This is a genomic window from Nocardia albiluteola, assembly GCF_018860155.1.
GTDB classification, from domain to species: Bacteria; Actinomycetota; Actinomycetes; order Mycobacteriales; family Mycobacteriaceae; genus Nocardia; species Nocardia albiluteola.
In genome coordinates, this window is the sequence record NZ_JAHKNI010000001.1 from 887,211 (window position 1) to 909,810 (window position 22,600).

General features: G+C 66.9%; 24 protein-coding genes. 12 read left to right on the forward strand and 12 right to left on the reverse strand.

From position 1 onward, the window contains the following. Positions 1-38 precede the first annotated feature (38 nt). Both KO481_RS03940 and KO481_RS03945 read right to left on the reverse strand, forming a co-directional pair. Positions 39-926, reverse strand: a complete 888-nt coding sequence (locus KO481_RS03940) for an LppU/SCO3897 family protein (protein WP_215915495.1) — start codon at positions 924-926, stop codon at positions 39-41. Positions 927-1,139: 213 nt separating this feature from the next. Continuing rightward, positions 1,140-1,712 (reverse strand): TetR/AcrR family transcriptional regulator, encoded by a 573-nt coding sequence (locus KO481_RS03945; protein ID WP_215915496.1) that lies wholly within the window; start codon positions 1,710-1,712, stop codon positions 1,140-1,142. Between the two features lie 81 nt (positions 1,713-1,793). Here KO481_RS03945 and zapE point away from each other — a divergent pair, with 81 nt between their 5' ends. From zapE to KO481_RS03975, 6 genes are all read left to right on the forward strand, one after another. Then, entirely contained in the window at positions 1,794-2,741 is a 948-nt protein-coding gene (zapE, locus tag KO481_RS03950; RefSeq protein ID WP_215915497.1) for a cell division protein ZapE, read from the forward strand. A 466-nt stretch (positions 2,742-3,207) separates the two neighbouring features. Next, positions 3,208-4,152: a DUF4129 domain-containing protein gene (locus KO481_RS03955; protein ID WP_215915498.1), complete on the forward strand. Its 945-nt coding sequence runs from the start codon at positions 3,208-3,210 to the stop codon at positions 4,150-4,152. Then, positions 4,149-4,670 carry a hypothetical protein gene (locus KO481_RS03960; protein WP_215915499.1) on the forward strand — a complete coding sequence of 174 codons (522 nt, stop codon included), beginning with the start codon at positions 4,149-4,151 and terminating at the stop codon, positions 4,668-4,670. The genes KO481_RS03955 and KO481_RS03960 overlap by 4 nt, the downstream gene beginning before the upstream one ends. Positions 4,671-4,693: 23 nt before the next feature. Beyond that, on the forward strand, positions 4,694-5,656 hold the full coding sequence (locus KO481_RS03965) for an AAA family ATPase (protein ID WP_215915500.1): 963 nt from the start codon (positions 4,694-4,696) through the stop codon (positions 5,654-5,656). Positions 5,657-5,831: 175 nt separating this feature from the next. Then, positions 5,832-7,106 carry a DUF58 domain-containing protein gene (locus KO481_RS03970; protein WP_215915501.1) on the forward strand — a complete coding sequence of 425 codons (1,275 nt, stop codon included), beginning with the start codon at positions 5,832-5,834 and terminating at the stop codon, positions 7,104-7,106. Continuing rightward, entirely contained in the window at positions 7,103-7,552 is a 450-nt protein-coding gene (locus KO481_RS03975) for a hypothetical protein (protein ID WP_215915502.1), read from the forward strand. Before KO481_RS03970 ends, KO481_RS03975 begins: the two co-directional genes overlap by 4 nt. Positions 7,553-7,626: 74 nt before the next feature. Here the strand turns inward: KO481_RS03975 and KO481_RS03980 are convergent, their stop codons facing one another. The 9 genes from KO481_RS03980 to kstD form a co-directional block, all read right to left on the reverse strand. Then, the gene (locus tag KO481_RS03980; RefSeq protein WP_215915503.1) at positions 7,627-8,013 is read right to left on the reverse strand and encodes a hypothetical protein; all 387 of its coding nucleotides are present in this window, start codon (positions 8,011-8,013) and stop codon (positions 7,627-7,629) included. A 26-nt stretch (positions 8,014-8,039) separates the two neighbouring features. Then, positions 8,040-8,267, reverse strand: coding sequence for a DUF4926 domain-containing protein (locus KO481_RS03985; protein ID WP_215915504.1), 228 nt, complete (start codon positions 8,265-8,267; stop codon positions 8,040-8,042). 47 nt (positions 8,268-8,314) lie between these two features. Next, complete coding sequence (locus KO481_RS03990) at positions 8,315-8,668, reverse strand: DUF6086 family protein (RefSeq protein ID WP_215915505.1); 354 nt, start codon at positions 8,666-8,668, stop codon at positions 8,315-8,317. Positions 8,669-8,998: 330 nt separating this feature from the next. Beyond that, positions 8,999-9,640, reverse strand: coding sequence for a pentapeptide repeat-containing protein (locus KO481_RS03995; protein ID WP_215915506.1), 642 nt, complete (start codon positions 9,638-9,640; stop codon positions 8,999-9,001). Positions 9,641-9,764: 124 nt separating this feature from the next. Next, complete coding sequence (locus KO481_RS04000) at positions 9,765-10,112, reverse strand: hypothetical protein (RefSeq protein ID WP_215915507.1); 348 nt, start codon at positions 10,110-10,112, stop codon at positions 9,765-9,767. A gap of 5 nt (positions 10,113-10,117) precedes the next feature. Further along, entirely contained in the window at positions 10,118-10,417 is a 300-nt protein-coding gene (locus tag KO481_RS04005) for a WXG100 family type VII secretion target (RefSeq protein ID WP_215915508.1), read from the reverse strand. Beyond that, complete coding sequence (locus KO481_RS04010) at positions 10,414-10,737, reverse strand: WXG100 family type VII secretion target (RefSeq protein WP_215915509.1); 324 nt, start codon at positions 10,735-10,737, stop codon at positions 10,414-10,416. Before KO481_RS04010 ends, KO481_RS04005 begins: the two co-directional genes overlap by 4 nt. A 282-nt stretch (positions 10,738-11,019) precedes the next feature. Next, complete coding sequence (gene chsH3 / locus KO481_RS04015) at positions 11,020-11,883, reverse strand: enoyl-CoA hydratase ChsH3 (RefSeq protein ID WP_215915510.1); 864 nt, start codon at positions 11,881-11,883, stop codon at positions 11,020-11,022. 153 nt (positions 11,884-12,036) lie between these two features. Further along, complete coding sequence (gene kstD / locus KO481_RS04020) at positions 12,037-13,725, reverse strand: 3-oxosteroid 1-dehydrogenase (protein ID WP_215915511.1); 1,689 nt, start codon at positions 13,723-13,725, stop codon at positions 12,037-12,039. Between the two features lie 139 nt (positions 13,726-13,864). Here kstD and KO481_RS04025 point away from each other — a divergent pair, with 139 nt between their 5' ends. The 6 genes from KO481_RS04025 to KO481_RS04050 all read left to right on the forward strand — a co-directional run bounded on the left by KO481_RS04025 (position 13,865) and on the right by KO481_RS04050 (position 20,417). Then, positions 13,865-14,650, forward strand: coding sequence for a 2-keto-4-pentenoate hydratase (locus KO481_RS04025; RefSeq protein WP_215915938.1), 786 nt, complete (start codon positions 13,865-13,867; stop codon positions 14,648-14,650). 13 nt (positions 14,651-14,663) lie between these two features. After that, entirely contained in the window at positions 14,664-15,572 is a 909-nt protein-coding gene (locus KO481_RS04030) for an acetaldehyde dehydrogenase (acetylating) (RefSeq protein ID WP_215915939.1), read from the forward strand. A gap of 13 nt (positions 15,573-15,585) precedes the next feature. Further along, entirely contained in the window at positions 15,586-16,623 is a 1,038-nt protein-coding gene (gene dmpG, locus KO481_RS04035; RefSeq protein ID WP_215915512.1) for a 4-hydroxy-2-oxovalerate aldolase, read from the forward strand. A gap of 457 nt (positions 16,624-17,080) precedes the next feature. Continuing rightward, positions 17,081-17,686: a TetR/AcrR family transcriptional regulator gene (locus KO481_RS04040; protein WP_215915513.1), complete on the forward strand. Its 606-nt coding sequence runs from the start codon at positions 17,081-17,083 to the stop codon at positions 17,684-17,686. A gap of 22 nt (positions 17,687-17,708) precedes the next feature. Further along, positions 17,709-19,364, forward strand: a complete 1,656-nt coding sequence (locus KO481_RS04045) for an NAD-binding protein (protein ID WP_215915514.1) — start codon at positions 17,709-17,711, stop codon at positions 19,362-19,364. 192 nt (positions 19,365-19,556) lie between these two features. Continuing rightward, positions 19,557-20,417, forward strand: coding sequence for an alpha/beta hydrolase family protein (locus tag KO481_RS04050; protein ID WP_215915515.1), 861 nt, complete (start codon positions 19,557-19,559; stop codon positions 20,415-20,417). Positions 20,418-20,443: 26 nt separating this feature from the next. Here the strand turns inward: KO481_RS04050 and KO481_RS04055 are convergent, their stop codons facing one another. Further along, positions 20,444-22,498 (reverse strand): prolyl oligopeptidase family serine peptidase, encoded by a 2,055-nt coding sequence (locus KO481_RS04055; protein WP_215915516.1) that lies wholly within the window; start codon positions 22,496-22,498, stop codon positions 20,444-20,446. Between the last annotated feature and the right edge of the window lie 102 nt (positions 22,499-22,600).

A 22,600-nucleotide genomic window follows, 5' to 3' on the forward strand; every position in this document is an offset into this window, starting at 1 on the left:
CCCGCGAGCCGCGCCATGCTTGCGGGGGCGTTGCGGTATCAGTGCGTGGGTCCCAGGCAGTACACGATCGCGGCGGGCTTGGTGTACTTGAGGTACTTCGTCGCGCTGTCGGGGCAGCCGTTTTCGTCCGTGCTGTTGAGCACCTGGGCGATCTTCGTGTCGGCATCGGACGAGCTGCAGTCCACCTTGGTGTGGTAGTCCGGGCCGTTGTGGATGCAGTCGCCCTGCTTCGCATTCAGCTGCAGGCACAGGTGGTAGCTGTACTTGCCGGTTTGCCAGGCGCTCGCGTCGGCCTCATCCGCGCAGGTGCTGCCGTTCTGATTGTCGACGACCTTGTAGTTCGCCTCCATGCCGTCGCACGAGGTGATCTTGAACTTCGGATCGGTCGAGGTGCCCGACAGATTGACGCACTGGCCCACCTGGACCTTCTCCGCGTCGGACTTGGTCAGCTGGTGGAAGCCCCAGCCGCCCACGGCCAGCACCACCAGCACGATCAGCGAGATGATCAGCCGCATCATCCCGAAACCCGCGCCGCGGGCGACCCGGCCCCCGATGCTGCCGAGTCCCGGTCCGGGCCCGGAGGAGCCGATCATCTGCCCGCCGATGGGTGCGTTCGGCCATGCGTTCGGCGCCACGCCCGGATTCGCCTGCGGGCCTTGCGGATAGCCTGGCTGCTGCGGCGGGTATCCGGCCTGCCCCTGTCCCTGCGCCGGATAGCCGGGCTGTTGTCCCTGGGGCGGATAGCCGGGCTGCTGCCCCTGAGGCGGATACCCCGCCTGTCCCGGCGCGGGCTGGTTCGCGGCGGCGTAACCGGGTTGTCCCTGAGGATATTCGGGGGATTGGGGATAGCCGGGCTGGCCCTGCTGCGGATACCCGGGCTGCCCCTGGGGATTGTTGGGCTGGCCCTGCGGGAACTGCGGCTGCATTCGCTATTTCCTGTGATCTCTATGTCCACCAAGGGAATCGGTGAAACATGCGTCGCATGCTCGTGCACGCCTCAATAGCGTTCACACGCTGATGATTCGGCAAAGTCCCCCGAGGGTCCCCGTACAATGGCCGACACGTTACAGGTACGCGGCATCCCCTGCCACCCGCATTTCACAGCGCCGGGCAGTGCGCCGCGTTCGGCGGCCGGCTCGTTACGCACAGGCAAGCTGAGCCTCGATCACTCTTGTCAGCTCGGCGATGCGCGCGGAATCCCCGGTCGTGATCGTGCTTCGCATACCCGCGAAGCGATCGAAAACCAGCCCCTCGAGCACCGCGATGAAATCGGCTGCGGCGGTCGCGGGTTCGACCGAGCCGAGCCCCGCGAACAGACGGGTCGCATGATCGTGCGAGAACAACGACGCCGTCAGGCGGACGTGCATATCCGCGTCGCCGAGCAGGTCGATGATCAGCGCGTGCCGGGCGATCAGCTGGTTGCGGCGCTGCGCCAGTAGACGATCCAGCCAGACGGCGATGGCGTGCGCGATCTCACCGGGTTCGGCGGCGGGGAGGTCGGCGGCCAGGAAGTCGGTGCGCGAACGGGTGGTGATGCGGTCCACGATTGCCTCGACGAGGGCCCGTTTGGTGCGGAAGTAGTACGACGTTGATCCCGCGGGCAGCTCCAGTGCGGTATCGAGGGCGCGGTGGGTCAGGGCCCGCAGGCCGCGGGTGGCGATCAGGTCGGTCGCGCCGTCCACGATCAGGGTGCGTCGATCGGCTGTGGACATGGTCACCTTTTCTCGCGGTCAGCACGGCAATCCTCTACAAGTGTAGATGGACCTCTACATGTGTAGAGGAGGAGGTGTGAGATGAACGAATCACCGATTCTCGACGCGGATCAGATGGCCGCGCGGGCGCGATTGCGGGCGGTGGGGGAGCGGGTGGGAGCCCGGTGGCATCGGCCGCGCGGGCTGTATCTGTACGGCAGGCCGGGCCGGGGCAAGACGATGCTGATGGACGCCTTCTTCGCGGACGTCGCCGGGCATCGCAAGCGCCGCTATCACTTTCACGGCTTCTTCGCCGGATTGCATTCCGCGGTGGGCGAATACCGCTCGATCGACGACGCGATCGCGGCGATGCTGGGCGATGCCGAGCTGATCTGCTTCGACGAGTTTCACGTCCACGACATCGGCGACGCCATGCTCATCGGCCGGCTGCTGGAGGCCGCCTTCGCGCGCAGCATCACCCTCGTGCTGACCTCGAACTATCCGCCGGAGGGTCTGCTCCCGAATCCGCTGATGCACAAGCGCTTCGAGCCGGTCATCGAGAAGATTCGCCGCCGGCTGGACGTGGTCGCGGTGGATGGCCCGCGGGACTATCGCGCCCTCGGCGCTCGTACGGGCCGATTCGCCCAGGGGCAGTACATCATCGGCCCCGCGATCGAAATTCCGGCGGCGTCACGAATTCCCATCGCGCACCGCAGTGTGGCCGCCGATATCGGTGAACCGGACTGCCTTGCCGCGGATTTCGCCGAACTGTGCGGAACCCCGCTGTCGGCGGCGGACTACCTCGAGTTGACCGGCGCCTACCGCCGCTGGACGGTCGGCAATGTCCCGGAGCTGCACCGGGTCCCGATGGATTGGGCGACCCGCTTCGTCAACCTCGTGGATGTCCTCTACGACGCCGACCTGCCACTCACGATCCGCGCCGCCGCCCCGCTGTCGGCACTGGCCCGCGGGGTCTCCGACGTCCCCGATCTCGCTCGCACCACGAGCCGCCTCGCCGAACTGCGTGAAGTGACGGGCAGCGTGTGCTGAGTCGTGATTACCGATGATTTTCCGGGTCGGCGTCACGACCCGGATGTGGATTCAGTCCTTCGGGAAGCCCAGGGGGAAGATGACACCAATGGCAACGGCACAGACAACACAGACGACGGGGATGATCCACATGGCCCCCACACTACAGTGTGTAGTAGGTAACGACGTCTGAGTGTGTGCAGCATCACCGCAGGTGGCGGGCGGTTATAACGGGCAGTCGGCTGATCGTCCCGCCGGGCCTTTCGCTTCTTCCGCACGCTGCGCTCACCGCGTTCGGGACTCCGGCGTCCCCGCGTCGGATATCCGCGCGGTCTATCACTCATCACAAGCGGATCGCGCCGTAATTGGGGATGGGGGCAGATACGGGGGCAAAAGTTGATACGTGTTTCGATTCCGGTCCTCACGTACCGTCCGGCATGCAACCATATGGCTGTTTCGAGCAGTGCGAGGTTCCGGAGAGAGGCCCATGATCGGGGTGGGTTCGGCGATACCACGGGCGATCGCGTCGATCGCGCTGCTGGTGTTCGCCGTCGTCGCATTGCGGGGATACATCCCCGGCGGCGGTCGGCCGCTCGGCGTCTCGCCGCCCTCGCTGGTCACCGTCGCGCTGATGCCGGTGCTTTGCCTGGTATCGATCGTGATCCTGCTGGCGGGAGTGATCACCAGCCAGCATCGGCTGCCGCTGGCCCTGCCCGATTCCGGGCGTGAGCGCGCCCGGGACCGCCAGCCCATTCGCCTCAGTCGGCTGGGCCTGTACGTGGTGCTCGCGCTGGCGGGAATCGCGCTGGTCGTTGCGCTGATCCTGGTGGTGTACCTGCTCACGGGCGGGCACGCGGCGCCCCCGTCGCAGCATGCCGCGGCGCAGCCGAGCACCGCCGCGCCCGCGTCCAGGACGCCGCAGCCCACGCCGGCGCCGTCCGTGGAACCGCACCTGACCGGGGCCGCGCTGTTCGTCGCCGGGGTGGCGGCGGGCGGGTTGTTCATGGTCGCGGTCGTGGGACTGGCCGTCGTCACGGTCGGCACCCGTCGGCGGGGCGCCGCGCCCGGGGGGGATACCCCTTCCGTGACCGCCGACCCGGCGGTCTCGCTGGCCCAGGTCGCCGAGATGGGCCTGGCCGCCATGATGGCCTCGGGGCGGGACGCGCGCACCGCCATCATCGCCTGCTATGTCGCTATGGAGAGTGGCCTCGCCGTAGCGCGCGAGGTTGCACCCCTGATCTCCGACACCCCCTCGGAGGTGCTGGCGCGCGCGTTCGACCGTGGGGCCCTGCACGACGCCTCGGCCCGCGAGCTGGTCACCCTGTTCGAGGAGGCGCGGTTCAGCCCACACTCGATGCTGGAGTGGCAGCGCATGCGCGCCGAGCAGCTGTTGCGGATCGTGCTGCGGGATCTGCAGGGAGAACAGGCATGAACGAATTGGCCGGCCCGGCCCGCACGGCGATCGTGGGCCTCGCGATCGCGGTGATCCTGTTGGTCGAGACCATCGGCATCGACGCCCGGCGCTCGCTGCTGCCGGTGCTGGCGGGCGTCCCGGTGGTTGCGGCGCTGGCACTGCTGGTGTGGTCGCTGGCCGCACGCACCCACCGCCCCGAAAGGGTGGATCCGGCCGATGACGACATTGCGAACGGCCCGGCGGACATGCTGCAGCGCTGGCTGGCCCGCGCGGAAATGCTGGCCGATCGCGCCGACGGCACCCGGGCGGACTGGGACCGGCATCTGCGGCCGTTGCTGGCCAAGGAATTCGAGCTGTCCAGCGGTCATCGGATCGCGAAGAACCGGCGCGCCACCGAGACCGCGGGACAGTTGCAATTCGGCCCGGAATTGTGGCGTTGGGTCGATCCGGCTAATTCCGCACTGCGGGACGATGAATCACGCGCACCGGGACGTGCCGCGCTGGACGAGATCCTGCGCCGGCTTCAGGAAATGTGACAGAGTTGGAAACACGTGCAGTTATGACGAAACCATTGGACGCGACCGTCAAGCGCACCGAGGCGGTGTTGCGGGAGGTATCGCGGGTCGTGGTCGGCAAGCGCGACGAGCTGCAGCTGATCATGATCGCCGTGCTCTCGGGCGGTCACGTCCTGATCGAGGATCTGCCCGGCTTGGGCAAGACCCTCATCGCCCGATCCTTCGCCACCGCATTGGGTTTGAATTTCACGCGGGTGCAGTTCACGCCGGATCTGCTGCCCGCGGACCTGATCGGCTCCACCATCTACGACATGAATTCCGGCCGTTTCAATTTCCGCAAGGGGCCGGTCTTCGCCAATATGCTGCTGGCCGACGAGATCAACCGGACCCCGCCCAAGACGCAGGCGGCGCTGCTCGAGGCGATGGCCGAGGGCCAGGTCAGCATCGACGGCGAAACCTTCCCGCTGCCACAGCCTTTCATCGTGCTGGCCACGGACAATCCGATCGAGTACGAGGGTACCTATCCGCTGCCCGAGGCGCAGCTGGACCGTTTCGCCCTGCAGCTGCGCCTGGGCTACCTGTCCGAGCAGGACGAGACCCAGATGATTCGCCGCCGCCTCGAGCGCGGCGCGGTGCCCCCGCAGGTCGGCCAGGTGGTGGACGCGGCGGGCCTGATGGAGATGCGCAACGCGGTCGAATTCGTCACCGTGCACCCGGATGTCGTGACGTACGTGGTCGCCCTGGCCGCCGCGACCCGCGGGCATCCGCAGGTCGAGGTGGGCGCGAGCCCGCGCGCGGAGCTGGATCTGGTGCAGATGGCCCGCGCCCGCGCCCTGCTGTTGGGCCGCGACTACGTCGTCCCCGAGGACGTGAAGGCCCTGGCCGTCGCGGCCATCGCGCACCGCATCACGCTGCGCCCGGAGATGTGGGTGCGCCGCATCCGCGGTGAGGACGTGATCGCCGAACTCCTGCGCCGCCTGCCGGTTCCGCGCGGGTCGGCAACGTGAGCGAGGCCTCGCACCCGTCGGTCCGGCATGCGCCCGGGCGGGCTCCGACGCGAGATCCCGGTCGCATGCGCGCGGGGATGTCGGCGGCCGAACCGGCCGGGATGGCGGCCGGGAAACTCGCTGAGGTGACGACAGAAGAACCCGCTGCGATGGCGGCAGACGGGAACCCCGGGCGATGAGGCATCGGGATGCGAAGTCCGCCGTCGAGGCCGAATTACAGTGGCGGCCAGCGGCATTGGTGTACATGCTGGCCGTCTGTGTGGCCGTCGCGCTGGCGGCGGCGGTGATCATGGGCCGCTGGCAGCTGGTGGTCTTCGCCGCGCCGATGCTGGGCGTGCTTGTCACCGCGCCGCTTCAGTTGGCGCGCACCAGGATTCAGGTGGACGGCGCGGGTGAGCTGCGCTGCTTCGAATCCGAGGAGGTGGTGCTGAGCGCGGCCGCCTTCGTCGAGGAAGGGCACGCGCTGCTGCGCTGCAGGCCCGAACCGTCGCCCGGTCTCGAGATGCGCCTCGAGGATGCGGCGGATTCGGGCGCCGCCCCGGCCGGGGTGCGCCTGGCGCTGTCGGCGGCACGGTGGGGTCGCTATCCGGTGACGATGCGGGTGACGGCGCTGAGTCCGGCCGGACTGGCCGTCGCGGCGCTGAGCCTGCCCGCCGGCGAGGTGTACGTGTATCCGATCGCCGACCCGCAGCCTATGCGATTGCCGCGCACCGAATATCCCGAGCGGATCGGCACCCATCTGACCTCGCGGCACGGCCCGGGCGTCGAGTACGCCGATATCCGCGCCTACACCCCCGGGGATCAGCTGCGGACGGTGAACTGGCCGGTGAGCGCACGTCGGGGACGCCTCTTCGTGACCGAGCGGCTCACCAATCGCGCGGCGGATGTCGTTGTGCTGGTGGATAATTCGCTGCAAGCACCGGGTCCCGCCTCGGAGTCCATGGAGCTCTCGGTGCGCGGTGCGGCGCAGGTGGCCCAGTCCGCGCTACAGGCCGGGGATCGCACCGCGGTGGTCTGCCTGGGGCAGGCGCCCCGTTGGCTGCGCGCAGATATCGGGCGCCGGCAGTTCTACCGCATCGTGGACACGGTGCTGGACGTCGGCGACGAGCACCTGAGCACCTCCGGTTCGCTGGCTCCGCACACCGCGGTGCCGATCGGGGCGATCGTGGTGGCGTTCTCGACGCTGCTGGACACCCAGTTCGCCCTGGCGCTGATCGATCTGCGCAAGCGCGGGCATGTGGTGGTGGTCGTGGATGTGTTGCGGGGCACGCCGTTTCACGAGCACCTGAATCCCACGCTGGCGCGCATGTGGCAGCTCGAGCGGATGTCGATGTACCGCGACATGGGCACCGTCGGCGTCGACATCGTGGCCTGGACCGAGGGCGCCCGGCTGGATCAGGTGATGCGGGTGCTTCCGGATCGTCGCCGGGTGATGCGGGTGCGGCGATGACGAGATTCCTGGCGGTCCTCTCCGGCCTGCTGCTGACCCTCGCGGTGGGAATCATGCTGCCCTGGGCCGCTATACCCGCGCTCGCGCTGGTCGTCGCGGGCTGGCGCTACCGGCTCGGCGCGGTGGGCGCGGTCCTGCTCGCGCTCGCGACGCTGGCCTGGTCCGACACCGGCGCGGTGGAGGCCGCGGCGACCGGACTGGTGGCGACCACCTATCTGCTGAACACCGCGACGGTTTCCGCACCGCACGGGGTGGTCCCGACCACGGTGCCCTCGGTGGCGGGCGCGGTCACCTTCGCGGGCGCCGCGGTCCTGGCCGCCCTGGTCCCCGCCCACCTCGCCTGGGTCCCCCTGGCCGCCCCGATCCTGGTGGTGCTGCTGTACGCCGCGGTGGTGCGCGGTCTCGCGCTCACCCGCACCGAACCGGATGCCGCGCCTGAACGGTGACGTCCGTGGCCAGAGTTCGGGCCGCCGTGACTCCCGGGCATCCGCTCGAGTGTTGCTGGACGGGGTCGGTCCGATCAACCTTCGACCTGCCTTCCGGCCGCCACACCTCTCGGAGTACTTGCGAACCAGCACGGTTCAAAGTGGTCCAACGATGTCAGATAGTCCCACTCGGCATTAATTCTTTCAAGCACACCGGCCGGGTCGCCGACCCATTCGAGGAAGTCGTTCGGGTCATCGGTGCTGTTGGACAACCTCCCGGCATGCATGAGTTCGTTGACAAGTATGAATTCACAAACAGCCAACGTTCTAGCTTGTATATCTGCCGCATCAGGCCGCCCCCGGCCATTCCACCAGCTATCGGCTTCGTCGATGACCAGTGCTCGAATCGTCGTCAGAGCTACGAAATCCGATAACCCTTGATAGAGAATCTCCTCGACGACGGGGTCCTTCAGAGTGATCATTAGTTACCTGCTCTGGGTGATGGACCTCAGTCGGTCTCCAGATCGTCTTGTGTGAGTGTAAGAAGTGCCTCCGTGGCGCCATCTTCGGAGACAAACTCGACCTCATAGGCGGTCGTATCGCCATCATGGTATACCATCACAACTGTCCCCCTAGCTCCTCGCGGAAGGTGTTGTGTCGGGATGCCTGGCCAGGAATGATGGGTATCGGCGGACAGCTCACGTTTCAATCTGACTGAATCAAATTCGTGAAACATCCGCTCTCTTACTTCGATGTCGGTATCGCAGTGACAAGCCTGCTTTGTTACCGAGCCATCGATAGCTCGCTCGCCTTCGATAGGATCGCTGCTTCCGCGGTCGTTGTCGGAATGATGCCCCGTCCTGCGCGATCGAGCATAACAAGCGAAGGTAGCATGACACCTTCGATCATGCTTTTCAGGATGTCATGACTGGCAGACACGTAGAGGTCGAACATTGCCCGAACGAAGTGCTCGAAGACATCGATATCGATATCGTAAAAATCGGATGCCAGGGGGTGCAGTCCGGTCGGTATCTCCAATACTTCCGAAATGCCGGACACGATCCGAACGTATAGGTTGCCCACTCGGAGAGAAGGACTCCATACCGTGACGTCACCAACATCGAACACATAGCTCATTGTGCCCACTTTACGAATGTAACGCCGGGATGTCTTAGGCGAGCAGCGGCGACTGCCTGCTCCACGGCAGCCCGGAACGCGGGGTCTGCACCCGCCGTTGTGAACTCGATACCGATCGGGGCATTCTGTGCACCCGCAATGTATTGTCTGTCCGCGGCGATGAGTTGTATGTGGGCACCCGCATTACAACACGATGCTTTGCGGTCTGCGCGCTCTCGCGGCCCCATTGTCAGGGCTACACACGCCTCACTCATTACGAACACGTCGGGCTCACATAAATTTCGATGAGATCACCTCGATAAAAGTACCGTCGGATAAATAATCTCGTCGTCAAACGATGACGTGAAGACCAGGCGCTCCATTCAAGGCGAACCATTCCTGAAGACCGGCGCCATCCAAGACGTTGTCATCGGATATGCGAATCGGACCTCGAACCTGACCTTCGGAGCCGCTGAAATTTGAGCCCGACATCTGCGCCTCCGACAAGCGAGCCGGACTGGGCCCGAATTGACAACCTCTTAAATCCGAATCGCGCAGATCTGCTCCCCGGAGGCTTGTAGAGCTGAGCTGACAGCGCCGTAGGTTCGCGCGCCGAAGATTCGAATTCATGAAGGATGCCCGAAACAGATTTGCCCCGGACAAATTGACGGAGAACGCATCACATCCATCGGCTTCGACTTTATGCAGATAAGCACCCGTCAAGTCGGTATTGCGCATGCTTGCACCCGTAAGCGTAGCTCGATTCAGATCAACCCCACTGAGGTTTACGCCGTCGAGGCAAGCCATCGCAAGGTATGCCTCGGATAGATTGACATCATGCAGATCTGCGCCTGAGAAGTTCAGCCCAGCACCCCCTAGCACCGTGTATTGTCCAGCGCTGCGGATGCTGATATAACCTTCCAGAGCGATGCATGCATCGCGATCACTGGGCCACGCACTGACCGCGTAGGTGGTGGGTTTCGGCTCGCTCATAATGCCTCCGCTATATCGCATCAGGGCTTGTGGACAATGATTTTACCCGCCCATTGCGGGTTGTCGGCAATCGCCGTCGCGACATCCTGCAATCCAGCGGACGACAGGTTTTGTGGATCGATAATTACATTCTCGCCTGTCGCCAGCTCGTCGTTGACCATCGCCACGAAGTCAGATCGGTTGTATGCGCCTCGCATAGTCGGAGGCATCGGTTTGCCGGCCATAGGGCCAGGGCGATGAGGCTGGCGAAGTACGGCAGCGTTTGCCCGAGTCCACGTGCGTTGTCGATCACCGAGGAGGCGCGGGTGTCGTAGCTGGTGGCCCAGGTGGTGGCGGCGGCGCTGGTTCCGGCCATCGATCCGGTGTCGGCCAACGCCTTCACCAGAGTGGTGGTCGCGGCGTCGATGTCATGGCCGATGTTCGTGAGATTGCGGGCGGCGTCGTAGTAGACCTGCGGGTTGACCGCGACCATCGCGGCTACCGACGCCTGAACATGCGGGTGTTCGCGGACTGTACGGCTGTGTATTGGGTGTGTGCGTTGCGTGCGGCGGTGCTCATGTCCCTGACCCCTTGGACGAGTTCGCGTGCGGCAGCGGCCCATTCGCGGTGGGCGGTCTCGTGTGCGGTCGCGGTCGCGCCGGTCCAGGAGCCGGAGTGCACGGAGGCGCTCTTGTGATCCAGGGTGTCCAGGTGTTCGGTGAGGAATCCCGCCAGGCTCGACAGGCGGGTGACGATGTTGTCGAGTTGTTCGAGGTCGACGCTGTACTCGCCGGTCACGGCAGATCCAGGCTGGATACCTCGGAGGCGAATTGATTGTCCTGAGCACGGTATGCGTCCGCTGTGACGCCGAGTGAGGATGCCATCGTCGTGAGTGCGTCGATGATTTTCGTGCCACCGTTGCGGCACTCGTTCCACCCGTTGCCGAAACTCGCCGCCGCCGAGCCGCTCCAGCCGCCCGAAGTCAGAGCATCTACCTCGCGTCCCGCGTCGGCCAGCGATGACCGCAGAATTTCGGCCAGGTCGTAGGCGTACTTCCCGAGCGCCGCGACATCGGCTGGGACTACTGACAGGTCCGAATTTCCCCCACTCACACTCATGAAATTCGACGCTAACACAAGTCCAGCTCCGGCTGCGTGTTGACAACCACGTCAGAATCGACACGCTATTACTGGTCGGTATGACGCACATCAGAGATATTTTCGCTTTGAAAGCCCTGGTCGGCACGACGGTGAATGTGGCGGCCGATGTGCTCGAATCGGTTGTGCGTCCGGCGACACCCCCGAAAGTACGGCCCACCGCCCCGGTGGGTCGGGCCCGGCAGTGTGATGAGGGGGCACTGCCGACGCCTTCCGGCTCCGGGGCGGCGGGGTCTGGGGGGCTCAGGAGGTGAAGGTCAGCCTCACGTCGCCGAGCACCGGGGCCTCGTCGCGCTCCACCACGGTGGCCGCGATGACGAGCTCATTACCCTTCAACCACATTCGGGACCGAATTGTTTCCCCCGGGTAGAGCACGCCCGCGAAACGCGCCCGGAATCCCGTGACGCGGCTCGCGTCCGAGTCCAGCACCGTGTCGACCGCGCTCTTGCAGACCAGGCCGTAGGTGCACAGCCCGTGCAGGATGGGGTTGGGAAATCCTGCGGCACGGGCGAATTCGGGATCCGAATGCAGCGGGTTGCGATCGCCGCACATGCGGTAGAGCAGCGCCTGCTGCGGCAGCGTCGGGGTGGTGATGTCGAAATCCGGCGTGCGGTCCGGCAATTCGATCTTGCTGCTGGGCCCGCGCTCGCCGCCGAAGCCGCCCTCGCCCTTGGCGAAGATCGACGAGCGTGCGGTCCACAGCAATTCGCCGTCCGAACCGGTAACGGTGGTCTCGTGCGCGATCACCGCCGCCGAGCCCTTGTCCCATACTTCGGTGATGCGCCCGGTGCTGCTGGCCTTGCCCGCGGCCGGAATCGGCCGGTGCACCACGACCTCCTGGCTGCCGTGCACGACCTTGGCCAGGTCGATCTCCACGCCCGGATAGCTCACCCGGGGCGGCTCGGTGACCCGCATGGTCGGCGCGACCGTCGCGAACGTCGGCAGCACCTGAGGGGCGGTGTCGTGCAGGTAGCGCAGCTCGCCCGGGTCGGTCCAGCGTGCGCCCGCGCTCAGGCCCAGGTGGTAGAGCTGCACGTCGGACGGGGTCCACGCGAACTCCTGGGTCGGGAGTTCGGCGCCCAGCGCCACGGTCGGGTCGATCGGCATCTGTTCTCCTAGCTGGTCACGGCTGCGGTCGGCAGCCGGAAGTTCGTTTCGGCGCGCCCGCACGAACTCGGGGCCGCGCGATCGACTGGATCGTCTCCATCGTGGACGAACCTGTTCACAATTCCGTCGCCGATCCCGGTCACCGAATATCTCCTACTTGGCCGCGGCGCGGGGCTGCACCCGCTCGACGATGTCCTTGATCGCCAGGTACCCGAACGCGATCGCGGGGCCGATGGTCGCGCCCGGTCCGGCGTAGGTGTGGCCCATGACCGGCGCGGAGCAGTTGCCCGAGGCGTACAGCCCCTCGATGACGGTCTCGTCCTCGCGTAGCACCCGCCCCGCGGTGTCGGTGACCAGGCCGCCCTTGGTGCCGAGGTCGCCGGGCACCATCTTGGCCGCGTAGTACGGACCCTGCACCAGCCCGGCCAGGCTCGGATTCGGCTTCACCGTCGGGTCGCCGTAGTAGCGGTCGTACGCGCTGTTGCCGCGCCCGAAGTCCTCGTCTTTCCCCTTTTCGGCGAAGCCGTTGAAGCGGGTGACGGTCTCGGCGAGCGCGTCGGCCGGCACGCCGATCTTCTCGGCCAGCTCGGGCAGGGTGTCGGCCTTGACGATCAGGTCGTTTTCCATCCAGCGGGACGGAATGCGCTGGCCGGGCTGTAATCCGGCGAAAATGTAGCGGTTGCGGTAGCGCTGGTCGAACACCAGCCACGCGGGCACGTGTTCGCCCGGGCCCTCACCCTGTCCATATTTGCCGCCGTACATCGTGTGCACGGCCTCGACGTAAGGAGCGGACTCGTTACCGAATCGCTTGCCGCCCGCGTCGACCATGATGCTGCCGGGCAGATTGCGCTCGGCCAGCGCGAACCACGGCCGGCCGCCCTTGAAGAGGGTCGGTCCCCACCACGCGTCCTCCATGACGTCGATGTCGGCGCCGACGGCCATGCCCGCGGTGATGCCGTCGCCGGTGTTGCCGGCCGCGCCCGTGGTCCACTCGGTGGTGATCGGCTCGCGCTGGTACTTGTGCCGCATCTCGGCGTTGTGTTCGAAGCCGCCCGAGCCCAGCACGACGCCGTAGCGGGCGCGGAAGGTGACCGGCTCGCCGTCCTGCGTTGCCTCGACGCCGACGACGCGCCCGTCCTCGACCACCAGCCCGGTCAGCGGGGTGTTCAGCAGCAGCGGCACGTTCGCGTCCATCAGGCCCTTGCGCATGGCGGCGATGAGCGCCTGGCCCATACCCAGCAGATGCTTGCCGGTGGCCTTGGCCCAGTAGGTGCGCGCGCCGACGCGCATGGCGCGCAGCATGCCGACCGGGTGCCGCTTGATCAGGTTCAGCTTGACGAAGTCGGCCTGGGTGACCACGACGTTCAGCGGCGCCTTGGCGTAGGGCGGCTCCAGGTTGAACCGCTCGGCGCCGAGGATCTTGGCGTTGAAGGGCTTCGGCTCGCAGGAGCGTCCGGTGGACCGGCCGCCGGGGGCCTCCGGGTAGTAGTCGGAGTAGTTGGGCACCCAGCGCATCTTCAGCGGGGTGTGGTCCAGCACGAAGTCGAACGCCTCGGCGCCGCGGTCGATGTAGGTGTCGATCCGGTCGGCGGGCGCGGCATCGCCGATGATGCTGTGCAGATAGGTGCGCGCGTCCTCGCGGTCGTCGGGGCGTCCCGAGGCCTGCAGCGCCTTGTTGCCCGGGACCCACACACCGCCGCCGCTGCGGGCGGTGTTCCCCCCGTAGTGCGCGGCCTTCTCGATGAGCACCGTGCGCAGGCCGTGGTGCGCCGCGGCGAGGGCGGCGGTCATCCCGGCGGCGCCGCTGCCGACCACCACCACGTCGTATTCCCGATCAGTCATGTAGAACACGTTATAGAATCAGTCCCGGGTTGGTCTATATTGGTCTGGCAGAAGGTGCTGCTGAGGCAGGTTTTCGCAGGAAAACTCGTTTCAGTTTCTGTCTCGGCCACCGACCGGGGCCCCAGTGGAAGGAATGAGCGTGCTGTCCGACGCGGTACGGAGCGAACTGGCCGCGGAGCTCGCGGCCGCCGAACGCGACCGGGTGCCGATCGACCCGCTGGTCGTGCGGCATCCCGGGATCGACGTTGTCGATGCCTACGAGATCCAGCTCATCAACATCCGTAAGCGTCTCGACGCGGGCGCGAAGGTCGTCGGCCACAAGGTCGGGCTGTCGTCCGAGGCGATGCAGAAGATGATGGGCGTGGACGAGCCCGACTACGGGCACCTGCTCGCCGACATGCAGGTCTTCGAGGACGTTCCGGTGGACACCTCCAAGTATCTGTACCCGCGGGTGGAGGTGGAGGTCGGCTTCGTGCTCGGCGCCGACCTGCCCGGCGAGGACTGCACCGAGGCCGACGTGCTGGCCGCGACGGTCGCCTACGCGCCCTCGATCGAGCTGATCGACACCCGCATCAAGGACTGGAAGATCGCGCTGTGCGACACCATCGCCGACAACGCGTCGTCGTGCGGGTGGGTGCTCGGACCCGAGCGCGTCGCGCCGGATCAGTTGGACATCAAGAAGATCGACGCCCGGCTCACCCGCAACGGCGAGGTCGTCGCCGAGGGGCGCAGCGACGCGGTACTGGGCGATCCGACCATCGCGGTGGCCTGGCTGGCCCGCAAGGTCGCCTCGTTCGGCGTGCGCCTGAAGGCCGGGGACATCGTGCTGCCCGGCTCGTGCACCCGCGCCATCGATGCCCGTCCGGGCGATGCCTTCCACGCCGAGTTCGCCGGACTCGGCTCTGTCCGTCTGCAATTCAGCTAGAAGCCCGTAGGAGATAACCGTGGGGAAAGTCACCGCCGCGATCGTGGGATCGGGCAACATCAGCACCGACCTGCTGTACAAGCTGCTGCGCTCGGAGAGCATCGAGCCGCGCTGGATGGTCGGAATCGACCCGGACAGTGAGGGTTTGAAGCGGGCCCGGGGCCTGGGCCTCGAGACCTCGCACGAGGGAGCGGACTGGCTGCTGGCGCTGCCGCAGAAACCGGACCTGCTGTTCGAGGCCACCTCGGCGTACGTGCACCGCGCGTACGCGCCCAAGTACGAGGCCGCCGGCATCAAGGCGATCGACCTGACCCCGGCCGCGGTCGGCCCGGCCGTGATTCCCTCGGTGAACCTCGACTCGCTCACGGACGCACCGAATGTCAACATGATCACCTGCGGTGGCCAGGCGACGATTCCGATGGTCGCGGCCGTCTCGCGCGTCGTGCCGGTGCCCTACGCGGAGATCGTGGCCTCGGTGTCGTCGGTGTCCGCCGGCCCCGGAACCCGCGCCAACATAGACGAATTCACCAAGACCACGTCCCGGGGTGTGGAGACCATCGGCGGCGCGCAGCGCGGCAAGGCCATCATCATCCTGAATCCGGCCGAGCCGCCGATGATCATGCGAGACACCATCTTCTGCGCGATCCCGGAGGATGCCGACCACGACGCCATCACCGAATCCATCCACCGGATGGAGAAGTCGGTGCAGCAGTACGTGCCCGGCTACCGCCTGCTCAACGAGCCGCAGTTCGACGAGCCCTCGGTGATTTCCGGTGGTATGGCCAAGGTTTCGATCTTCGTCGAGGTCGAGGGCGCGGGCGATTTCCTGCCGCCGTACTCGGGCAACCTCGACATCATGACCGCCGCCGCCACCCGCGTGGGTGAAGTTCTGGCCGACCGCATCAGCTCGGCTCGGGTGTAGGAAGGAAACAGACATGCCTTATTCGCAAGAGCTCGACATCCGCGTCACCGATACCTCGCTGCGCGACGGTTCGCATCACAAGCGGCACCAGTTCACCGCGACCGAGGTGCGCGACATCGTCGCCGCGCTGGACGGCGCGGGCGTGCCGGTGATCGAGGTGACCCATGGCGACGGCCTGGGCGGCTCCTCGTTCAACTACGGCTTCTCCAAAACCCCTGAGCAGGAACTGGTCACGATCGCCGCGCAGACGGCCAAGCGGGCCAAGATCGCGGTGCTGATGCTGCCGGGCGTCGGGGTCAAGGAGGACATCAAGGTCTCCCAGGACAACGGCGCCTCGATCGTGCGCATCGCCACGCACTGCACCGAGGCCGACGTGTCCATCCAGCACTTCGGACTGGCCCGCGAGCTGGGACTGGAAACCGTTGGCTTCCTGATGATGTCGCACTCCCAGCCGCCGGAGGTGCTGGCCAAGCAGGCGCGCATCATGGCCGACGCCGGATGCCAGTGCGTGTACGTGGTCGATTCGGCGGGCGCGCTGGTGCTGGATCAGGTCTCCGACCGCATCGCCGCGGTCGTGGCCGAGCTCGGTGACGATGCGCAGGTCGGCTTCCACGGTCACGAGAACCTGGATCTGGCCGTGGCCAACTCGGTGTACGCGGTGAAGGCCGGCGCCAAGCAGATCGACGGCAGCGCACGGCGTTTCGGCGCGGGCGCGGGCAACACCCCGGTCGAGGCGTTCGTCGGTGTCTGCGACAAGCTGGGCATCAAGACCGGCATCGACTTCTTCGCGATCGCCGACGCCGCGGAAGACGTTGTGCGCCCGGCCATGCCGCAGGAGTGCCTGCTCGATCGCCAGGCCCTGATGATGGGCTACGCGGGCGTGTACTCGAGCTTCCTCAAGCATGCCGAGCGTCAGGCCGAGCGGTACGGGGTCTCCGCGGCGGAGATGCTGGTGCGCGCCGGCAAGCGCAAGCTGGTCGGCGGCCAGGAGGATCAGCTGATCGACATCGCGCTGGAGTTGCGGCGGGAGCAGCAGGCGGTCACCGCCTGATATTCGGTGTGCGAGGGCCGCGGACGGGAAACCGTCTGCGGCCCTTTGCCGTTTGCGGGCCGGGTAGTCCCGCCGAATTCTCGCTCCGTCCGGTAGGTGCTACGCCCGTTCGCAGAAGTACCCCTCGGACGTAACGACTATCGGCGCATGGCCGATTGGACGATCGTGGGGCGGTTTCCGCTGCCCGTTTCCGCCGGGTGCGGAGCGAAGCGATTTTGGACTAGAAAATTCCTGTAAAAACGATATGCTTGCCGAGGCAGATTCGGGGTGGTCCGAATCAGCTAATGGCTGGTTGCCGGCTGGATGCGGTAGGTCATCCGGAATGTCGGTAATGCAGCCAACTTCCGGCTAATGTCGGGTTAGCTGGAAGCGTAAACGAAGGGCCCGATCCATGACGAGGGGATCGGGCCCTTCTGTATTGTCTGGCGCAATGTCACAGGAGACGAATGCGGGCAGAATGTACGCCGGGCAGCCCGTAGAAGACCGGCAGCGGCAACGACGTGCGCGTTTTCTGGAGTCGGGATTAACGGTGTTCGCGCGCGACGGCTATGGCAATAGCTCGGTCGGCGCAATCTGCAAGGACGCCGGGCTCTCGTCTCGACAGTTCTACGAGGAGTTCACCGGACGCGAATCGCTGCTACTGGAGCTATACGAACAGATCGACCGGCAATCGCGCGAGGCCGTGGCCGCCGTCCTCGCCGACCGCGCAGACGCGTCGGCGGTCGACACCATCGATGCCGCGGTGCGGGCCTACATCGAAGCCATCGGCCGCGATCCACGCAAGGCGCGTGTCGCGCTGGTGGAGGTGGTCGGTGCCGGCCCGAAGGTGGAGAAGTTCCGCCTCGAGCTGCGCCGCGCCTGGGGTGCGCTCCTTGCCGGCGCCGCGGAAGATGCTGCGCTACATGGAGAAATCCCGCCCGGCGACTACGAGATGCGGGTCCTGGCGATCATCGGCGCGGTCAACTACGTCGTGGATGCCTGGAGCGGTACCGATCCGCGACCGGCCCTCGACGATGTCATCCGGGTGTTGCGGCGCATCATCCTAGGCGCTGTCAGTGCCTAGGTAGGCCGCTAGCATCGCAAGGGTGAGCACCGACGAGGCATCCGAGCCGGGCCCGAGTTTCGTTGTCTGCGGGAACAATCCGCTGGTCTATCAACTGGCGCTGCGCCTGGTGACTCGGTTCGAGGACGGGACCGTCACGGTCGTGCTGCCCAATCGCAACGGCAGTTACGTCCCGCAGCTCGAACAGCTCGAACGCGTGCGGATTCAGTGTGCCGAGCGGATCGATGAGGCGACACTGCGCGCGGCCGGTGTTGCCGAGGCACGGGCGCTGGCACTGGTGGATCAGGGCGATGTGGCGAACTTCCACTCGGCGTTGCGCGCACACGAGCTGAATCCGCAGATTCGGCTCGTGATCCGGATGTTCAACACCAGCCTGGGCTTTCGGATCCGGACGTTGTTCGCCGACTGCGTCGTGATGTCCATCTCGGCGGAGGCGGCGCCGTCGTTCCTCGCGGCCGCGATCAGCGAGCGGACGGTCGACTATCTGCGGCTGAGCGATCGAACGCTCTACGTCGCCGAAGCCCCGGAGACGCCGCCGGAGCGGGTGGTGTGCGGGCTGGCCGTCGGAACGGGTGAGGAGATCACCCTGGTGCCGCCCCCCGCCGCGGACGGCCGGGTGCTCGCGCTGTCCGGGCGCGCGTCGTATTCGCCGGGCCGGCCGCGCCTGTGGCTGAGCCTGCTCCGATATCTGGTGCGCCACGACCTGATTCGCCTGCTGCTGGGCCTGGTGGCGCTCATCGCCCTCGGCTGCTGCCTGCTGGTGCTGATCGGAACGGGCTGGGGCGCAGCGGCATACGAGACGATGCTCGACGCGGCGGGCGCGGCCGCGCCGGAGCCGGAGAAGTCCGCGCTGTTCAAGGTGCTGCAACTGACCATCACCTTCCTCGGGCTGACGATGACGCCGGTGGTCACCGCGCTGGTGGTCGGCGGGGTACTGCGGGCGCAGCTGGCCGATTTCACCGTCCCGGATCCGGCGCGATTCGAGGACCACGTCGTGGTGGCCGGGCTCGGTAATGTCGGCATGCGCGTGCTCGAGCAGCTCAGCGACCTCGGGGTCCGGGTGGTCGGGCTGGACCACGACGAGAACGCCCGCGGCGTTCCGCTGGCCCGCACGCTCGGGGTGCCCGTGGTGATCGGCCAGGCCACCTGGGAGGACTCGCTGCGCGCGGCCGGGATCGCGCGGGCCCGGGCGCTGGTGGTGGCCACCAGCAGCGATGCGGTGAATCTCGAGGCCGCGATGCTCGGCCAGTCCTACCGGGACGATCTGCGGGTGGTGCTGCGCCTGTCCGACGACGACCTTGCCGACCGGGTGCAGCGCACGCTACGTAAGGCGGTGGTGCGCAGCGTCTTTCAGCTCGCCGCCGACGGTTTCGCCGCGGCGATGAGCGAGCGCCGGGTGATCGCGACGCTCGCGGTCGACCACACCACCCTGATGGTGGCCGAGGTGCCCGTCCAGGCCGGTTCGGACCTGGTGAACAAGCCCATCGGCACCGCGAACCTGCCCGAATACGTCCGGGTGCTCGCCCTGCAGCGCGACGCCGGTGCGGTGCTGGAATGGCGGCCCGGCCCGGAAACCGTGCTGGCCGAGGGGAATCAGCTGGTCGTCGTCACTACCAGAACGGGCCTCGACGACCTGCTCGCCCGCACGGAGAGCGCTCCCGAGCGGCTCGGCCTCTAGGTGGATCGCAAGTCGGCGGAGCTTGCGGAGCCGGTGGGGTGGGTGAATGCAGCCGGACCGCGGTCCTGCCCTGCCGGCCGATGGCACGGGCGCCGCGATTGCCGCCGATCGTGGTGGCAGCCGTGCGGCCCGCACCGGCGGACGGACATAGGGGTGCGGATCACCGTGAGTCCCGCGCGGTAGCGTTCGGACATGGAGACTGTTCCGATCCAGGTGCCCGACGGCAGCACGGTGCCGGTGCGGTTGATTCCGGCATGGGGGAAGCATCGACACCCGATCACGGCGGATGCGCCGCGCGCGGTCGTGGTGATCATTCCGGGCCTGGGGGTGCCCGCGATCTACTACAGCGATTTCGCCAAGGAGCTGGCCGGACGTGGCGTCGACGTGGCGATCGGGGAGCTGCGCGGCAATGGTGACTCCCGGCCCAAACCGGACGCCGACAGTGCCTACGGGTACCACGAACTCGTCTCGGTCGACTTCCCGGCGATGTTCGAGGTCGTGCGCGACCGCTTCCCGGACAGTACGCCGATTCTGCTGGGGCACAGCATGGGTGGGCAGCTGGGGGTGATGTACGCCGCGCGGATTCGCGGGCGCCTCGGCGGAATCGTGCTGGTCGCCTCGGGCACCCCGTACTACCGCGGCTACAGCGGCATCGCCCGCTCGGGCATGCTGCTGGGCCCCGCAGCGGTCTCGCTGACCGCCCATCTGGCCGGGTTCTGGCCCGGCGACCGCGTCACCGCGGGCGGTTTCGGCCGGCAGTCCAGGGTGCTGATCTCCGACTGGGCGCGGTTGGCCCGCACCGGGCGATTCGTCCCCGTCGGCGCCGATATCGACTACGAGGAGCGCATCGCCCGGCTGAAGCTGCCGGTGCTGTCGATCACGGTCGAGGGCGACGAGGCGACCCCGCGCGGCGCGGCCGAGCACCTGCTGGAGAAGCTGCCCGACGCGGCCATCACCACCTGGCACGAGCCGAAACCGCTGGGCCACAACGGATGGATCACCGATCCGCAGACCACCGTCGACCGCATCGAGCGGTGGCTGCGGGATCGGTGAGCGCCCGGCGGGTCGACGTGGGGCGGTCAGGCCGTCGTGCGTTTCTCGATCAGCATCTGGGTGAAGAACTCGTAGATCAGGGTCGCCTGGAACGCCATCTGCTTGTTGTCGGCGGCGCCGCCGTGCCCACCCTCGATGTTCTCGTGGTACCAGACGGTGTGGCCCTGTTCCTCCAGAAGCGCGGCCATCTTCCGGGCGTGCCCGGGGTGGACGCGGTCGTCGCGGGTGGAGGTGGTGAGCAGGATCGGGGGATAGGCGGCCTCGGCGCGGGTGTTCTGGTACGGCGAGTACCGGGAGATGTACTCCCATTCCTCGGGCTTGTCCGGGTCGCCGTACTCGGCGACCCAGGAGGCGCCCGCGAGCAGCAGGTGGTAGCGCCGCATGTCCAGCAGCGGCACCTGGCAGACGATGGCGCCGAACAGCTCCGGGTAGCGGGTGAGCATCACGCCCATCAGCAGGCCGCCGTTGCTGCCGCCCACCGCTCCCAGTTGCGAGGCGGTCGTGATCCCGCGTGCGACAAGGTCTTTCGCGATCGAGGAGAAGTCCTCGTAGACCCGGTGCCGGTTGGCCTTCTGCGCCTGGGTGTGCCACTGCGGCCCGTATTCGCCGCCGCCACGGATGTTCGTCATCACCCAGGCGCCGCCGCGCTCGAGCCAGCCCATGCCCGAGGCGCCGCTGTACGCGGGGGTCCGGGAGATCTCGAAGCCGCCGTAGCCGGACATCACCGCCGGGATCGGCCGGTCGCGGTGATCGCGGTGGCGAATCACGAAGTACGGCACCTGCGTTCCGTCGTCGGACGTGGCGAAGAACTGCTCGGTCTCGATGCCCTCGGCGTCGAAGAAGCCGGGCTCCTGCTTGAGCAGCGTGGCCGATTTCCCCACCGCGCCGGACAGCAGCGTGGCCGGGGTGGTGAAACCGCTTGTGGTGAGCATGAATTCGTCCCCGCCCTCGAGCGGATCCAGATTCATGACGTTGGTAGTGGACATCGCCGGGGTGTCGGCAAGCGGTTCGCGGGTCCAGGCCTGGCCCGGGGTCAGCACGTACAGCTTGGTCTGGACGTCCTCGAGCGTGATGAGCAGCAGATGGTGCTCGGTCCAGCCGTAGCCGTGCAGGGCGGTGTGCTCGTCGGGGGTGAAGATGATCTCGAAATCGCGTGCACCGTCGAGGAATTCGTTCAGATCCATGGTGATCAGCGCGCCCGCGGGATAGGTTCGACCGCCCACCTCCCACGGCGTCTTCAGCCGCAGCAGCAGCCAGTTCTTGTACCAGGACACCGAGGCGTCGGTGGGCGCGTCCAGGTGGATCAGCGAGCCGTCGTCCGCGAGCAGATAGACGATCTCGTTGAAGAAATCCGTGGCGCGGGAGACGAAATGCCTTTCATAGCCCGGCGTGCGGTCGTAGCCGGCGGACACCGAGACATCGCCCGCCTCGCCCTCGAAGATCGTCACCGCCTCCTCGAGGGGAGTTCCGCGCTTCCAGCGCTTGGCGATTCGCGGATATCCGGAATCGGTCAGCGAATCCGGGCCGAAATCGGTTCCGACATAGACGGTATCGGCGTCGATCCAGCGAAGCTGGGATTTTGCCTCCGGCAGAAAGAAACCGCCGTCCGCCTCGTCTCGGAATTGCTTGGTCGCCATATCGAATTCGCGCACCACCTTGGCATCGGCGCCGCCGCGCGAGAGGCTGATCAGCGCGAGCGACTGATCCGGGCGCAGCACCGCCGCGCCGCCCCACACCCAGTTCTCCTCGTCCGCCGCGGCCAGCGCGTCGAGGTCGATCAGGACCTCCCAGTCCGGATCCGTGGTCGCGTATTCGGCGAACGTGGTACGGCGCCACAGGCCCTTGGAGTGCTCGGCGTCGCGCCAGAAGTTGTACAGCCAGGCGCCGCGGCGGGCCGGGTACGGGATGCGGGCGTCGGTGTCGAGCAGGTCGAGGATGCGATGCTCCAGCGCGCTGAACCGATCCGAGGTGGCGAACCGTTCGACGACCACGTCGTTGTGCGCCCGGGCGAAATCGAGCGCCCGGTCCCCGGTCACCTCCTCCAGCCAGAGGTACGGATCGGTCTGCTGCTCCTGACTCATAAGAGCCATTCTTACCGACGGTCCGCCCCGCCTCGCGCCGAACGGCCGCGGCATACCGATGTGCGCAAACCTGCCCCTGCCGCGGATATCGCTCTGCGTTAG

Bases quoted from the DNA above. Each gene is read 5' to 3' on its own strand.
- kstD (WP_215915511.1), bottom strand. From the start codon at position 13,725: ATGACTGATCGGGAATACGACGTGGTGGTGGTCGGCAGCGGCGCCGCC.
- KO481_RS03955 (WP_215915498.1), top strand. From the start codon at position 3,208: ATGATCGGGGTGGGTTCGGCGATACCACGGGCGATCGCGTCGATCGCG.
- KO481_RS03985 (WP_215915504.1), bottom strand. From the start codon at position 8,267: ATGTTTCACGAATTTGATTCAGTCAGATTGAAACGTGAGCTGTCCGCC.
- KO481_RS03960 (WP_215915499.1), top strand. From the start codon at position 4,149: ATGAACGAATTGGCCGGCCCGGCCCGCACGGCGATCGTGGGCCTCGCG.
- KO481_RS04040 (WP_215915513.1), top strand. From the start codon at position 17,081: ATGTACGCCGGGCAGCCCGTAGAAGACCGGCAGCGGCAACGACGTGCG.
- KO481_RS03940 (WP_215915495.1), bottom strand. From the start codon at position 926: ATGCAGCCGCAGTTCCCGCAGGGCCAGCCCAACAATCCCCAGGGGCAG.
- KO481_RS03975 (WP_215915502.1), top strand. From the start codon at position 7,103: ATGACGAGATTCCTGGCGGTCCTCTCCGGCCTGCTGCTGACCCTCGCG.
- KO481_RS04050 (WP_215915515.1), top strand. From the start codon at position 19,557: ATGGAGACTGTTCCGATCCAGGTGCCCGACGGCAGCACGGTGCCGGTG.
- KO481_RS03995 (WP_215915506.1), bottom strand. From the start codon at position 9,640: ATGAGCGAGCCGAAACCCACCACCTACGCGGTCAGTGCGTGGCCCAGT.
- zapE (WP_215915497.1), top strand. From the start codon at position 1,794: ATGAACGAATCACCGATTCTCGACGCGGATCAGATGGCCGCGCGGGCG.
- KO481_RS03990 (WP_215915505.1), bottom strand. From the start codon at position 8,668: ATGAGCTATGTGTTCGATGTTGGTGACGTCACGGTATGGAGTCCTTCT.
- KO481_RS04055 (WP_215915516.1), bottom strand. From the start codon at position 22,498: ATGAGTCAGGAGCAGCAGACCGATCCGTACCTCTGGCTGGAGGAGGTG.
- dmpG (WP_215915512.1), top strand. From the start codon at position 15,586: ATGCCTTATTCGCAAGAGCTCGACATCCGCGTCACCGATACCTCGCTG.
- chsH3 (WP_215915510.1), bottom strand. From the start codon at position 11,883: ATGCCGATCGACCCGACCGTGGCGCTGGGCGCCGAACTCCCGACCCAG.
- KO481_RS03980 (WP_215915503.1), bottom strand. From the start codon at position 8,013: ATGATCACTCTGAAGGACCCCGTCGTCGAGGAGATTCTCTATCAAGGG.
- KO481_RS03970 (WP_215915501.1), top strand. From the start codon at position 5,832: ATGAGGCATCGGGATGCGAAGTCCGCCGTCGAGGCCGAATTACAGTGG.
- KO481_RS04000 (WP_215915507.1), bottom strand. From the start codon at position 10,112: ATGGTCGCGGTCAACCCGCAGGTCTACTACGACGCCGCCCGCAATCTC.
- KO481_RS03945 (WP_215915496.1), bottom strand. From the start codon at position 1,712: ATGTCCACAGCCGATCGACGCACCCTGATCGTGGACGGCGCGACCGAC.
- KO481_RS04010 (WP_215915509.1), bottom strand. From the start codon at position 10,737: ATGAGTGTGAGTGGGGGAAATTCGGACCTGTCAGTAGTCCCAGCCGAT.
- KO481_RS03965 (WP_215915500.1), top strand. From the start codon at position 4,694: ATGACGAAACCATTGGACGCGACCGTCAAGCGCACCGAGGCGGTGTTG.